The organism is Mycobacterium hackensackense (assembly GCF_025822555.1).
Classification (GTDB): Bacteria; Actinomycetota; Actinomycetes; order Mycobacteriales; family Mycobacteriaceae; genus Mycobacterium; species Mycobacterium fluoranthenivorans.
In genome coordinates this window covers 1,180,460-1,194,507 of sequence record NZ_JACKUC010000029.1, presented here as the reverse complement: position 1 = coordinate 1,194,507, position 14,048 = coordinate 1,180,460, and the positions used below count along the sequence as shown (strand labels likewise).

General features: G+C 67.9%; 11 protein-coding genes. 5 read left to right on the top strand and 6 right to left on the bottom strand.

Features of this window, described 5'->3' with window-relative positions:
* Positions 1-15: 15 nt before the first annotated feature.
* From H7J86_RS08780 to H7J86_RS08765, 4 genes are all read right to left on the bottom strand, one after another.
* On the bottom strand, positions 16-1,020 hold the full coding sequence (locus H7J86_RS08780) for an alpha/beta hydrolase (RefSeq protein ID WP_267290457.1): 1,005 nt from the start codon (positions 1,018-1,020) through the stop codon (positions 16-18).
* A gap of 104 nt (positions 1,021-1,124) precedes the next feature.
* Positions 1,125-3,074, bottom strand: coding sequence for a zinc ribbon domain-containing protein (locus H7J86_RS08775; RefSeq protein ID WP_235633061.1), 1,950 nt, complete (start codon positions 3,072-3,074; stop codon positions 1,125-1,127).
* The gene (locus H7J86_RS08770) at positions 3,074-4,684 is read right to left on the bottom strand and encodes a S53 family peptidase (RefSeq protein WP_372517233.1); all 1,611 of its coding nucleotides are present in this window, start codon (positions 4,682-4,684) and stop codon (positions 3,074-3,076) included. The genes H7J86_RS08775 and H7J86_RS08770 overlap by 1 nt, the downstream gene beginning before the upstream one ends.
* A 55-nt stretch (positions 4,685-4,739) precedes the next feature.
* Positions 4,740-5,000 carry a hypothetical protein gene (locus tag H7J86_RS08765; RefSeq protein ID WP_170847451.1) on the bottom strand — a complete coding sequence of 87 codons (261 nt, stop codon included), beginning with the start codon at positions 4,998-5,000 and terminating at the stop codon, positions 4,740-4,742.
* Between the two features lie 336 nt (positions 5,001-5,336).
* On the opposite strand from H7J86_RS08765, the gene imuA' reads away from it, so the two are divergent.
* Both imuA' and H7J86_RS08755 read left to right on the top strand, forming a co-directional pair.
* Positions 5,337-6,038 (top strand): DnaE2-dependent mutagenesis accessory factor ImuA', encoded by a 702-nt coding sequence (gene imuA', locus H7J86_RS08760; protein WP_267290456.1) that lies wholly within the window; start codon positions 5,337-5,339, stop codon positions 6,036-6,038.
* A 28-nt stretch (positions 6,039-6,066) separates the two neighbouring features.
* Positions 6,067-7,620 carry a DNA polymerase Y family protein gene (locus tag H7J86_RS08755; RefSeq protein ID WP_181953115.1) on the top strand — a complete coding sequence of 518 codons (1,554 nt, stop codon included), beginning with the start codon at positions 6,067-6,069 and terminating at the stop codon, positions 7,618-7,620.
* 24 nt (positions 7,621-7,644) lie between these two features.
* On the opposite strand, the gene H7J86_RS08750 is transcribed toward H7J86_RS08755, so the two are convergent.
* Positions 7,645-8,694 carry a nucleoside hydrolase gene (locus H7J86_RS08750; protein ID WP_308204834.1) on the bottom strand — a complete coding sequence of 350 codons (1,050 nt, stop codon included), beginning with the start codon at positions 8,692-8,694 and terminating at the stop codon, positions 7,645-7,647.
* A gap of 24 nt (positions 8,695-8,718) precedes the next feature.
* The gene (locus H7J86_RS08745) at positions 8,719-10,731 is read right to left on the bottom strand and encodes an SDR family oxidoreductase (RefSeq protein ID WP_267290454.1); all 2,013 of its coding nucleotides are present in this window, start codon (positions 10,729-10,731) and stop codon (positions 8,719-8,721) included.
* Between the two features lie 655 nt (positions 10,732-11,386).
* Between H7J86_RS08745 and H7J86_RS08740 the strand changes: the two genes are divergently transcribed.
* The 3 genes from H7J86_RS08740 (at position 11,387) to whiA (ending at position 13,956) form a co-directional block, all read left to right on the top strand.
* Positions 11,387-12,079, top strand: a complete 693-nt coding sequence (locus H7J86_RS08740; protein ID WP_267290452.1) for a hypothetical protein — start codon at positions 11,387-11,389, stop codon at positions 12,077-12,079.
* Between the two features lie 212 nt (positions 12,080-12,291).
* Positions 12,292-12,969, top strand: coding sequence for a Crp/Fnr family transcriptional regulator (locus tag H7J86_RS08735; protein ID WP_267290450.1), 678 nt, complete (start codon positions 12,292-12,294; stop codon positions 12,967-12,969).
* A gap of 3 nt (positions 12,970-12,972) precedes the next feature.
* Positions 12,973-13,956 carry a DNA-binding protein WhiA gene (whiA, locus tag H7J86_RS08730; protein ID WP_267290448.1) on the top strand — a complete coding sequence of 328 codons (984 nt, stop codon included), beginning with the start codon at positions 12,973-12,975 and terminating at the stop codon, positions 13,954-13,956.
* Positions 13,957-14,048: the final 92 nt, after the last annotated feature.

The window sequence follows — 14,048 nt, the reverse complement described above, 5'->3', positions numbered from 1 at the left end:
CAGCCACGACGATGGTCATCCGGCGACTTCGGCGATGGTGTTGCGGTGCAAGGCCTCCGCCAGAAATGTGGTCGCGCTGTGCATCGCCGGGCGGGCCTCGGGGCTGAGCTTGGGCAGGGCCTGGAAGACATGCACCTGGTCGGGCCAGACCTGGAGTTCGCAGTCGGCGCCGGCGGCGCGCAGATCCTCGTGCAATCTGCGGGCGTCGCCGAGCAGCATCTCCGCCCCGCCGGCCTGGATCAGCGTCGGTGGTAGCCGGCGTCCGTTCCTGACGTCCAGCGTCAATCCCGGGTGGGCCATATCGTCTGCGCCGCAGTACAAGCCGACCAGCCGGGCGGCGTCCCGCGGACTGATCGCCGGGTCGCGGCGCAGTGCATCACGGGTGCGGGCCAGGCCGAAGGTCATATCGAAGAGCGGGGAGAACAACGCGAGCGCCGCGGGATGCGGGACGCCCGGCTGCAGCAGCAGGTCGACGGCCAGGTGCCCGCCGGCGGAGTCGCCGGCCATCACGATGCGATCCGGCGCGATCCCGAGTTCGGTGTGCAGCCAGTCCCAGCCGGCACGCACATCGGTTGCGGCGGTGGGGAATCGGTACTTCGGTGCCAGCCGGTAGTCGATGCAGAACACCGGCTGCCCGATCAGCCGGGACAACCACGCCGTCAGTCTGCGGTGGGTGCGGGGTGAGCACAGCACGTATCCGCTGCCGTGCAGGTAGTAGATCGCACTGTCGTGGTTCCCCGGGACGCCCCGGCCGTACACCCATTCGCCGACCACCCGGCGGCCATCGGCCAGGCGCACATCGACGGGTTCGACCGTGGTGCCGGACAGCGAGGGGCCGAAGGTGTCCATCACCCCGGCGATGACCTGCCGGGCCGCCCATACGCCCCAGAATTGTTCGGGCGCAAGGAGCCCACTCAGCGGGCGGAGGGTGAGGCCGCCGACGGTGGCCGCTGCCCGTGACTGCAGCGATCCGCGGGTGGGAAGCTCCGTGGTGACGCGGCGGATGGGGTGGGTGGGCATCCGGACCTCCCTTGGTCGAACGTCCATCGAGTACACCAACGATTGATGACATTTGTCAATGTCAGTATTGGCGGACGCGTGGTGCTCCGCGGGTCACCGGAGAATCAGCGGGGCGGGTCTCCGCGCCAGCTGAAGCTGTTGACGTATTTGCCCATGTCCAGGGCGATCTCCAGGCCGACCGCCGACGGTTTGCCGGAACCGAAATCCGGGCCGAAAGCGTGATAGGGCCCGACGGCTCCGGCGACCAGCGCGACGTCGTTCTTCACCGAGACCAGCACGACGACCCGCATCCGGGTGTAGCTGCTCATCGCACCCTGGGGCCAGCAGTCGGCTACCAGCCCGTAGCCGGGCTGGTAGCCGACCATCGCGTTGGGAATCTCGTAGGCGATCTTGGTGTCGGGAAAGGTCTGCTTCAGCAGCGTGTTCGCGATATCGCGGGGGGACCGGCCGCGGGCCGGCTCGCTGAACAGACGCAGGGTGCCGCCGTCGCTGACCTGGAAGACGGCCGTCACGCTGTTATCGGTCTTGGTGACCGTGTAGGCCGACTCGGGGGAGGGGTAGGACACCGAGAAGGATCCGTCCGCCGCGGTGAAACGTGGGTTGACGTTCACCGGCTGCCCCATCGGTGGGCGGCCGCAGTCCGGCGGGCACACGTACCGTGCGGACGGGGTGGCCAGCAGTCCGGACAGTCCGACGAGCCCACCGGCGATCACCAGGATGGTGGTGCTGAGCACCAGTGCGATCCAGCGGAACGTGGTCTTGGACGGCGGTGGGGCGGTGAAGGACCCGGAATGAAGCGAGTAGCCGGGGGTCAGGCCGACGACGATCTCGCCTGTCGGGGCCTCTTCCGCGAGCCGGATCGGGCGTTCCTCACGCCGGGAGTTCCGGGAGGATCGCGACGACGCGTGCATCGCCGCACCGCAGTTCGCGCAGAACGGGGCATCCGGCACGACGTGGTTGCACTCGTTGCACAGCAGCGGTTCGTCGGCCCGCATCTCGTCTTGAGCCTCGTGCAGCAGTGCCAGGTGCAGGCCGATACGCAGGGCCAGCAGGGCGAGCAGCGATAACGTCAAATGCACGGCCAATTGCAGCCACTGGGGCACCCGGGCGACGTCGATCAGGCCGAACCCCGCGTAGACGGCGATGACGACCACGGCGGTCGAGATCAGGGTGAAGCGCACGAACCCGCGGTTCTTGCCGACCTTGGAGGGGGGCCGGCTGAACCACAGGGCTGCGCCGACCAGCCCACCGACGGCGGCCGCGGTGAGGGGGACGGCGATCCCGCGGATACCCGCCTCGACGAGCAGGCCGTCCAGCGGCCGGGCGCGGGCGACCATGCCGGTGGTGAACTGCGGGGCCAGCCGGGTCAAGGTGGCCGCGCCGCTGAAGGTCAGCGCACCCAGAGCGCCGATTGCGTAGCCGTCCAGCGCTTCTCGCACACCGGGCCGGGACAGACGCACCACCACCGCCGGGACGAGCATGATGATCATGGCGCCGACAGGGATGCCGATACCGTCGCGCATGATGCGGCCCCCGGCGATGCCCGCACCCAGCGGTACGCCGTAGGCGCGCGCCACCGCGGCTCCGGTCAGCAGCACCCAGACCACGCCGAGCCCGATTCCGAGCACCGCGGTGAGTGCCAGCGTGCTGCGCGGAATGTCCTTGGCGAGATCGGATTCGCGAATGTACATCGCGAACAACAACGGCAGGCCGAGGGAGGCCACCGTGATGAGTGCGGCGGGCAACCGGAACACCGTCGCGATGATCAGTGCCGCGACGAGCAGCGCCAGCCCCAGCAGGAATGCCTTGCGTGACCGCGGGGACAGGTGCGGGAACAGTGAGCTGGTGATGGACGGTGTCAGCAGATGCTGGCCGGGTGCGGCACTGAAGGTCCGGGCCCGCAGCCAATGCGGGCCGTCACCGGCCTGATGCTCGGAGAGCGGTACCCCGCACAGCCCGCAGTACTTGCCCGCGGGGACGTCGACCCGGCAGATGGGGCATTCCACCATGCCGGGAGCCGGTGAAGTGTCCGGACCGTCGGAGGTGGTGGTCATCAGGCCTGGATCCTCTGTGCGATGAGCAGATTGCGGACCAGGTTGTCGATATCGGGCGTACCCAATCCGGTGACCAGGTCATAACCGGGGCCGGCAACGTCGACGGCGTTGGCACCCAGGGTGATATCCCGGAACGCCGGCAGCGGCGCACCGGTGGCGATGCGGTACAGCAGGGGGTTGATCTCACCGATCAGGTTGCCGCCGTTGGCGAGCAGATACTGGTCCATCACGGCGGTCAGGCCGGCCCAGATGGGGGCGGACTGAGAGGTGCCGCCACCGATCACCACGTTGCCGTCGAGCACGATCTTCACGCCGGTGAACGGGTCCGCCACGGCCGAGATGTCCGGGGTCATCCGCTTGCCGGTGTTGCGCGCGGGAGGCACCTGCGTGGCCGCGGCACGCTGCCAGGGCGGCAGGTCGAACAGGGCGGACAGCCCGCCGCCGGTGCCCTGGGACAACGGGACGTCGAACCAGGTCTGCTCGGCCAGCCAGGTGCCACGGTCGTCGGTGGACAGGGTGGTGCCTCCGACGCTGGTCATCTCGGGAATCGAGGACACCGAGTCCAGCCCGATGTCGTTGGGTCCCGGCACCGAATCCCAGTCGGTGCCGCCCTTGCACTCCAGGCCGGCGAGGTCGCCGCTGGCGTTGTAGGCGGTCGTGCCGTGCGATTGCGCGGTGCGCAGCGCCGATCGGACCGGGGCGAGGTCCGCGGCGGTGAGCAGCTTGTCGCAACCCCAGCCGATCGAGAGGCTCCAGATCGCGCCGGGATAGGCGCGGTCGGTGTCCTCGAACAGCGTGCCGATCTTCTGATAGGCGCCATCGCCTTGGACGGTCGGGCGGGCGTTCACGACGACCTTGTGTGCATCGGGGGCCACGGCATGTGCCAGTTCGAGGTCCATCGTCGTCTCGCCGTGCGCCACCGGGAGCGGATCGCCGAGCGTCTCCGGGGTGAACCGGGGCAGGCCGGACATGGCGGAGAAGCTGTCGAGGTCCTTCTGGTCGTAACCGCTGAACGCGAAGATGACGATGGTGGTGCCCTTGCCGGTGAAGCCGGCGGTGGCCAGTTTGTCCGCGTTGTAGGTGGTGAGCAGGGCGCTCGGGGTCAGTCCACGATCCGGGACGTCCAGCGCGATCTCCGGGCGGGACACGTGGTGCGGGGTGTAGCCCAGGATGCGTCCGAGTTCGGCGACCTCGTCGCGCAGCGCTTCGGGCACCACCGGCTGTTGCGGTGAAGCGTAGAACTGCTGCCCCTGCCGGCCGCGGTAGTCGTGCACGGTGACATCGAAGGCGCGCGCTATGGCATCCGGGGTGCCCTCGACGATGGCCCAGTTGTCACTGGGGCGCCACGAGACCGAGAGTCCATGGTCATGCGTCCAGTCGATGAGCTCGCTGGGGCGCTGCTGATCGGTGAGGGCAGCAGTCAGCTGGATCTGTTGCGGCCGGGCCGGACCGAGGTCGGTCGAGGCGGCCAACAGCGACGCATAGGGGCCGTCGATGATGTGGGGCCCGGAGAAGTGACGACTGATCGGAAGATCAGAGGCGAAGACCAGCACACCGGCGAGCACCAGCGCCGGTAGCCAGTGGGCGATGCCCGTGTGGTGGCGGTTCACGTTCCGAGGTGCCGGGCCCGCATGTCAGCAGACCCGGCTCACTCGTGCCAACGTGTCAGTTGTCGCCGGGGATGGCGGTCGGAGCCGGCGGCGCCTTGACGGTGGGCGTGAACTTGTTGCCACCGCTGGGGCTGATCGACTTCTCGGTCGGCTCGACCGAAGGAGCGGTGGTGCTGGTCGTGGTCGTCGTCGTGGTCGTCGACGTTTCGGGAGTCTTCTTCTCCTCGTTCCCGCACGCAGCGGTGAAGCCGATCATGGCCAGGATGGCGACGCCCCCGACTGCTGCTGAGACGCGACGGGTCAGATTTGAGTTCATGTTGCGGTCCTTACCTCTCCCCCGAGTGGTGTATGAGCCGGCCTTCGGGAAATCGATATCGATTCCGCACGGTTCATAAACAGCCTACCTGGTGATTCGCTGTGTTCCCGCACACCAGTCCCATTCCGAAGCGGGGTTCTGGTGCCCAGACTTTAGCGCAGCGTTCACTGTGCCGCACAGGCATTCCACAGGCCTTCCTGCGCTGGTCGACGGTGTGGTGTGACGTTTGGGCAGGCCGGGGGACTGCGCTTGACGACGGTTCCGGTGCGGTGTTTACTCGAGTGATCGAACAGGTGTTCGAATACGATCGGATCTGGTGGTGCGGGAGGTGCTGCTGTGACAGCGGCTTCAAGCCTTGAATCGCGCCTGGTAAACCGCGCTGATCAGGTCGAACATCTGCGCCGCAGGATGGCGGAAGTCTCCGCCAAGGTAGGTGTCCGGAGTCAGGGAAGGGTGCGTACAGGCGACTCGACACCTACCTCGGAAGGTTTGCTGGAGGTTCCGGAAACCCTTGCCGAGAGGGTCCCCGCCGCGTTGCCGCGAGGCGTGGTGGCGGTGCTCACCGGCGCCCGCTCGCTACCGCTGAGCATGGTGGCCGCGGTGACGGCTGCCGGTGGGCACGCCGCGATCGTCGGCCAGCCGCGGGCGGGCCTGCTGGCCGCGGTCGAGATGGGGGCGGACCTGAGCCGGGTCGCGGTCATCCCGGACCCCGGTGCTGATCCGGTCGAGGTGGCCGCGGTTCTGCTGGACGGCCTGGATCTGGTGGTGCTCGATCTGGGCGGCCGCTCTGTCCCGGGTGCCCGGGCTCGTGCGGTGACGGCGAGGGCCCGGCAGAAGGGGTGCACGCTGTTGGTCACCGGAGGCGATTGGTCTGGCGCCCAAGTCCGGCTGGATGCCACCGTCAGCGGTTACGAGGTGGTCGGCGCGGGTGAGGCCGAGCCGGTGCCCGGGTGCGGACGGATCGGCCGGGTGCGGTTGGTCACCCGTGCCCGCGGCCGGATCCCCGGCTTGCCGCGGGTGGCTGCCGTGGGTGGCTAGCGTGTCCCGGGTCCTCGCGCTCTGGTGCATGGATTGGCCTGCCGTGGCGGCGGCTTCGGCGGCCGGCCTGACCGCAACGGATCCGGTCGCGGTGACGCTTGCCAACCGGGTCATCGCCTGTTCGGCCTCGGCGCGGGCCGTCGGGGTGCGGCGTGGCCTGCGGCGCCGGGAGGCCCAGGCCCGATGCCCGCAGTTGTATGTCAGCACTGCAGACCCGGCGCGCGACGCCCGGCATTTCGAGGAGGTGACGGCGGCGGTCGACGAGGTGGTGCCGCGGGCGGAGGTACTGCGGCCGGGCCTGCTGGTGATGCCGGTGCGCGGTGCCGCCCGCTATTTCGGGTCCGAGCATGCCGCGGCGGAACGGTTGGTCGACGCGGTGGCTGCGGCCGGGGCCGAATGCCAGACCGGGATCGCAGACCAGTTGGCCACCGCGGTGTTCGCGGCACGGGCGGGCCGGATCATCGAGCCGGGGGAGGATGCCCGGTTTCTGTCCGGGCTGTCCATCCGGGAACTGGCCACCGAGCCGAGTCTGGCCTCGGCTGGACGTGGCGAGCTCACGGATCTGCTCTGGCGCATGGGTATTCGCAATATCGGTCAGTTCGCCGAGTTGTCGCGCACCGATGTCGCGTCCCGGTTCGGCGCCGACGCGATCGTCGCCCACCGGTTCGCCCGCGGTGAGCAGTCCCGCGGTCCGTCGGGACGTGAGCCGGAACGCGATCTCGATGCGGTGCGCCACTGCGACCCACCGATCGATCGGGTGGACGCGGCGGCCTTCGCCGGCCGATCCCTGGCCGGTGAGCTGCATCGCAGTCTTGAGTCGGCGGGCGTGGGCTGCACCAGGCTGGCCATCCAGGCGGTCACCGCCAACGGGGAAGAGCTGAACCGGGTTTGGCGGTGTGCCGAACCGTTGACCGAGGACGCCACCGCAGACCGGGTGCGCTGGCAGTTGGACGGCTGGCTGACCAAGCGTGCGCTGAGGAACGGTCCCGCTGGGCCCACCGGCCCGATCACCACGCTGCGGTTGCATCCGGTGGAGGTGGTGTCGGCGGGCGCACTCCAGCTTCCGCTGTGGGGGTCTTCCGGCGACGACGACCGACTGCGGGCCCGGCGCGCACTGGTGCGGGTGCAGGGCCTGCTCGGGCCGGAGGCGGTGCAGGTACCGGTGCTCAGCGGGGGCCGCGGACCGGCCGAGCGGATCACCTTCACCGCATTGGGGGACGAACCGGTGCCTGCGGCGGATCCGCACCAGCCATGGCCGGGGCAGCTACCCGAGCCCGCACCGGCTGTCCTGCTCGACGATCCGGTGGAACTGCTTGACGCGGAGGGCAATCCGGTGCGGGTGACCAACCGTGGGCTGTTCTCCGCCGATCCGGTGCACCTGAGATCACCGGAGTCGGCCGCGGTATTGCAGTGGTGGGCCGGGCCCTGGCCGGTGGACGAGCGGTGGTGGGATCCAGGGTCGCCGCGGGCCGGCCGGACCGCGCGGGCGCAGGTGCTACTCGGCAGCAGGGCCGAACCCGGTCCGGCCATGCTGCTGTGTTACCGGCAGCGCCGCTGGTATGTGGAGGGGATCTACGAATAGTTCTCCGGCACCGCAGATCCCGGTCTAGCCGAGCCTCTGCGCGAACGGTCCGACCCGATCGATGAACCGGTCGAAGAACGCTGCCGGGTCGACCTCGATCCCGACATGGGCGTTGAGGTCGCGACCCCACCGTCCGTTCCAGTCCGCCACCGTCATGGCGCGGGTCAGGGTACCGGTCAGCTCGACATCCACGGTGGCCTGCCGGTACCGCACCAGGTCGGGATCCAGGGCCACGGCGGCGGCCAGCGGATCGTGCAGATGAGCCAGATAACCCTCACCCTGGTCGAAGTGGAACTCGAAGTAGAACCGCATCGCATCCTCGAGTACCCGGATCAGCGGGTTGCTCGCGGCCGACGGGGTACCGCGATCGTCGAGGACGCTCATCTGAGCCGACGGGGACCCCGCCGCCACCGCGAGCCGGCTCAGGATCGACGGAGTCATGATCGCGTTCTCGGTGAGGTTGAGCCCCAGGATGATCGGTAGATGGGTGGGCTTGTGCAGACCCCATGCCGCACCCCAGACGGCGAACACCTCGGCCGCGGACTCCGGATCGACACTGATGTTCCATTCCGCGACGGCCGTGGTGTTACCGCGGTAGTCGAACGCACCGCCCATGATCACCAGGCGGCGCAACAGCTTCGGCAGGGCCGGCTCTTTGCGCAGCGCCAGCGCGAGATTGGTGAGTGGTCCGGTGACCAGCCCGATGAGCTCACCGGGGTACGCGTGCGCGGCGCCGACCCAGGCGTCGGCGGTGGTATAGGGCGGGAGCACCGCCCGGCTCGCCGGCAGCTGGGCGTAGCCCAGGCCTGCGGGGCCGTGAGTGTCCTCGGCGGTGCGCAACGGAATGCTCAGCGGGCCGTCGGCGCCCTTGGACACCTCGATACCGGTTATCCCGCACAGTTCAAGCAGGCCCAGATTGTTCTCACATACCTGCTCGACCGGCACATTGCCCGCTGTCGACCCGATGCCCACGACCTCGGCGTCCGCGCTGGCGAACAGGTACGCCAACGCCATCGCGTCATCGACTCCCGTATCCACGTCGGCGAACACCGGCTGCCTCACTGCGCCCGTCACGTCGCTCACCTTATGGCCCGTCGGTTACCAGTGCACCCCTGGAATCAGCCGGACGGCCCGCTTCACCGGCCGGGGCACCCGGGCGGTACGCGCGGCGCGGACCGCGCGCTTGGGGTGGCGCGGCACGGGGGGCGGCGAGTCGAGGGCGGGTTGCGGTGCGGCCTCACCTCGCGCCGCCGCGGAATCCGGGTAGCCCAGGTAGATCTGATGGAGCACTCGCCGCGACAACCGGGGAGTGAAATAGGTGCCCAGGTCGGCCAGGGTGCCGACCGGGGTGTCGATACGGGCCGGCTTCTCCACCAGGCCGCGGATCACCATCGCGGCTGCGTGCTCGGCGGTGATCGGCGGTATCGGATTGAGCCGGCGCGACGGCGCGATCATCGGCGTGCTCACCAGCGGCATATGGATATTGGTGAACGTGATGTGGTCCGACAACGTCTCGGTGCCGACCACTTCGGAGAAGGCGTCCAGCGCCGCCTTGCTCGGCAGGTACGCGCTGTACTTGGGGCTGTTGGCCTGCACTCCCGCGCTGGACACGTTGACCACATGGCCGAAACGTCTTTCGCGCCAATGGGGTAGCAGTGCCAGCACCATGCGGACCGCGCCGAAGTAGTTGACCGCCATCACCCGTTCGTAGTCGTGCAGGCGATCGGTGGAGGCCGACACCGACCGGCGGATGGACCGGCCCGCGTTGTTCACCAGATAGTCGACGTGCCCGAACCTGCCCAGGATGTCCTTGACGGTGTGCTCCACCGACGACGAATCGGTGACATCACAGGTGAAGGCGTGGGCCTGACCGCCTGCGGCACGGATCTCGGCGACCAGGTCGTCGAGCGCGTCGGCGCTGCGGGCCAAGGCGAACACCGTCGCCCCGCGCTGGGCCACGGCGACGGCCGAGGCGCGCCCGATACCGCTGGAGGCCCCGGTGATGATGACGTGCCGACCGACCAACGGGCCGTCCGGGTCATCGCGTCGGGCCCGGTCCGGGTCCAGGTGTTCGGCCCAGTACCGCCACAGCTTCGGAGCGTAGGAGGCGAACTCGGGCACCTCGATCCCGGTGCCGCGCAACGCCTCTTCGGTCCGGTCCGCGGTGAAGGTGGGCGCCAGGTCGACGACGCCGAGGATCTCGGCGGGGATGCCGAGCTGGGTGGCCGCCATATCGCGCAGCACCTTGGCCCGCCCGGTGGCCTTGAGCACCGGTGTCACCGTCGCCGTCGGCAGGGATCCGCGCAGCGGCGGCAAACCTGCTTCCTTGGCCACGCCGCGGTAGATCCCGCGCAGGCCAATGGTTTTCGGTGCGGTCAAGTGGAAGGTCTGCCCGTCGCGCCCGGGGCTGTGCAGTAGCGAAACGATCGCTGAGACCACGTAGTCGACCGGCACGATGTTGGTGCGGCCCGTATCGGGCAGCACCATCGGGGTGAAGCGGGGGAGCACGGCCAGCTTCGCGAGAATCCCGAAGAAGTAGTACGGCCCGTCGACCTTGTCCATCTCGCCGGTGCGGGAGTCGCCGACGACCACTGCGGGCCGGTAGATCCGGTGCCGCAGCCCGCTGCCGCGGACCAGTTGTTCGGCCTCGAACTTGGTCTGGTGGTACGGCGTCGGAAGGTTCTGGGCGACGTCGAAATCGTCCTCGGTATAGACGCCTGGATAGCTGCCGGCCACCGCGATCGACGACACGTGATGCAGGGTGGCGTCCAGGCGGCGGGTCAGCTCGATGACGGCGTTGGTGCCGTCGACGTTGGCGGCACGCTGCGCCGCCTCGGGAGCGGTGATGTCGTAGATCGCCGCGCAATGCACCACGTGATCGATATCCCCGAGTTCGGCGATCGCGTCCTCGCTGAGGCCGAGGCCGGCTTCTGCCAGGTCTCCCACCAGCGGTTTCGCCCGGGGTCCCCAGGTCTGCGCGAGCTGCTCGAACCGGCCGAGCGATTCCCGTCGCACCAGCACCCACACTTGCGCGTCGTCGCGGTCATGCACGAGCTGGGACACGATGCGGCGGCCGATAAACCCAGTACCGCCGGTAACGACATAATTCATGCGGTCATGGTCGTCCTCAGGGCGCCGGACGTCAACTAGCGATTCTCAGGCATACACGCCATCGCCATCGCACTCGCCCGAATTGGCGACTACCTGGGTGGCCGGGTTGGGTCTCCGCCTCACCTATGACGGAGACTCCAGCCTTGGCGTCCTCAGCGCCAGCCGTCCACCGCTGACCGGCGGCGAATGAGTCACTCATCCCATCCCGGCGATGTGAGTTGCGCCTAAGTCCTTCACCAACTCATCGGTGGATCGCGTGTCTGGGTTCGGTCGATGAGGGTGTGTAGCAAATGCGGCTTTCTCGGTTTCGCTGCCTCCCGGTGGGTGAGTGTGCCGGCAGCGACTTTGTCGATCGGGGTGTTCTAGTCGGGCTTCAGCTATTTCAGCTCTGGCGAATGGCCGCGTTGGGCGACAATGCCGTTGCGTGAGATCGCTGTGGCGTTCAGCTAGCTCGGTGCCAGCTGTCGGCTGGCTGTGGAATTGTCGACTTAGTCACCGCCGGGCTGGGTCATGGCGGAGCCCGGCAAAGATCTGCTAACTTCGGGTTGACGCGTCAGTCGGCATATGCGATGGTCGGTACAGAGTGTGCGTCAGGGTGAAACACCGGGGGGGTGTTCAGCCGCGGGATGGCTGAACACGGGTTGGGGGTCTATCCATGATGACGAATACCGTGCTCTGTGATGCGCAGGTGACACCCGACGGTGCTGTCGTGGTGATCGAGGACGTCGGCGCTCGTGGCGTGCCGGGGATCTATGCGCACGAGGTGATGGGCTGTGTCGTGACTCCGCCCCGACCTGTGCATGCAATCTGGGTGCACGCCATGAGCATGTTCGACGGTGAGCTTCTCGGTCACCAGGTTCGGGTGCGGGTCCTGGTCGGCACCGACACCCGAGGACTTGGAAGGCCGGTGTACCAAGGCGAGTTAACCGTTGCCAGTGGGGTTTTGGCGATCGGTGAGGCCCGAAACCCGGATCGCCAGCTGTTGTTTGGAATTCCCACCACACTGCGGGTCACGGTGCTGGTGGAGACTGCCGACGAGGTGATCCACTTCAGCGATCCGCCGGCGGACTACCCGGTCTCGGGTCCCACCGATGTCACTGTCCTCATCGAGGACAACCCCGGCTTCACCCACGCGGTGAGCAACACCGTCCTGCGCCGGCGGTGGTGGCTTCGATGGCCGGCGATTCGCCGCAAGCTTCACCGCAGCTCCCGGCCATCGGTGCCCCTTCGACGAAAGGACCGCTGTGCGCATTCAGGTTTCACCGCTGTGTGTACGGCCGATGTTCCAGGGGGCCGGGCTGTACCGGGCACCGAGATCCCGAAAGGCCCTGCTGCGGCAGCGAGATGAGCGCCGTTGTCTGGCGCATTGTCGTTGTTCTCGCGTGGGTGGCAGCGCTGATAGCGTTCGCCGCCGCCGTGTTACGGGCTCACGAGGGCGAGGCCGCCCACAGTGGGCCGTGGGGGCCATCGTTGGTGATGACGAAAAGTGTTGTTACACCGACACTTTTAGCATCCGTAGAGCACATCGATTGGGGATGAGGACGCTGCACGGGGGTATCAGTGGATAGCGTGGTGCGCCGTGCAGCCATTTTTCATGGGGTGGGTACCGAAGCGGTCGACGCACTCGCTGGTCAGCTCATGCCGATCGACTTCGATCCGGGCACAGTGATCTTCGCCAAGGGCGACAGCGGGGACCGGCTGTACATCATTGCCTCGGGCAAAGTGAAGATCAGCGACGCCACCACCAGCGATCGAGAAAGCATCCTCGCGGTCATGGGGCCCTCGGACATGTTCGGTGAACTCGCCTTGTTCGATCCTGGTCCACGCACCTCCACGGCCACCGCGATCACTGACGTCCTCACTGTGTCGATGGACCGGGCGGTCCTGCGCAGCTGGATCAGTGGTCGGCCGGAAATCTCCGAGCAACTGCTGCGTGTCCTGGCCCGGCGACTACGCCGAACCAACGACGCCATCATGGACCAGATCTTCACCGACGTCGCAGGTCGTGTCGCCAAACAGCTTCTGCATCTGGCGCGGCAGTTCGGCACGCAACAGGGCTCGGTGCTGCGGGTCCATCACGGTCTGCGGCAAACCGAACTAGCCCAGCTGGTCGGCGCGTCCAGGGAAACGGTCAACAAGACCTTGGCCGACTTCGCGGTCCGGGGCTGGATCCTGTTGGACTCCAGCGGCCTGACCATCCTCGATACCCAGCGACTCGTTGCACGAGCGGCAAAGTAGTCCATGCCATCAACGCAACCGGTGAACCTGGTCAAAGACGAGCTCAGTTCCGTAGCGGTGGCAAGGGCACATGCCCGCAAGGCTGAGGTCGCGGCGATGCTACGGCTGGCCGGTGGGCTTGCCATCATTGGCCACAAGGTCGTCGTCGACGCCGAACTCGATCATCTCCCGAGTGCCCAACGCCTGGTCAGCGCTGTCCATACCCTTTACGGCTCCATACCGGCGCTGCACACCATGCGAAACAGCACGCGCAGCAGCGACCACTACCTACTGCGCGTCACCCACGCCGAGAACCTCGCCCGGCAGACCGGGCTCATCGACCACCGAGGCCGACCCATCAGCGGAATGCCCCCGTGGATCATCCGTGGTACCCGCGACGAGGTCGAAGCGGCCTGGCGCGGAGCGATTCTCGCTACCGGGCGGCTGTCGTTGACCGGGCATCGCCAAGGGCTCACCGTGTCCAGCCCGGGCCCGGAAGCGGCGCTGGCACTGGTCGGCTTGGCGCGCCGGCTCGGGGTCACTGCGCAGCGACGCGAAGACCGCGGGCGCGACTGTATCGTCGTGCGCGGCGACGACGCCGTGACCACGCTGTTGGCGCAAATCGGAGCACCACAGACAAGCGCCCAATGGTCGCATCGGCGCCACCATCGGCTCGCATCCCAGACCGGAACCGGACGAAGCCCCACCTTTGAGTCGGCGAACACCAGGCGCGCGGCCGCGGCGGCAGCCGAGTCCACAGCACGTGTGCAGCGAGCGATGCACATCCTGGGTGACACCGCACCCGAACATCTCAAAGAGGTCGCAGCGCTACGCCTGGCCAATCCCGACCTGACGTTGACCGAATTGGGTGGCCGCGCCGAGCCACCGATGACCAAAGACACTGTTGCAGGCCGAATTCGACGACTACTGAACCTGGCCGATCGCACTGCCGCACGAGCCGGGATCCCCGACACCGGTGCATCGACCTTCGGCATCCTGCCGGGGTGACGCTTGCGTTCGGCGTTGAAACGGCGGTCACGGAACTATATGGACCGTTCGACGTCTGCCGGTGAAACCACCACACCACACTCAGCGGCCGA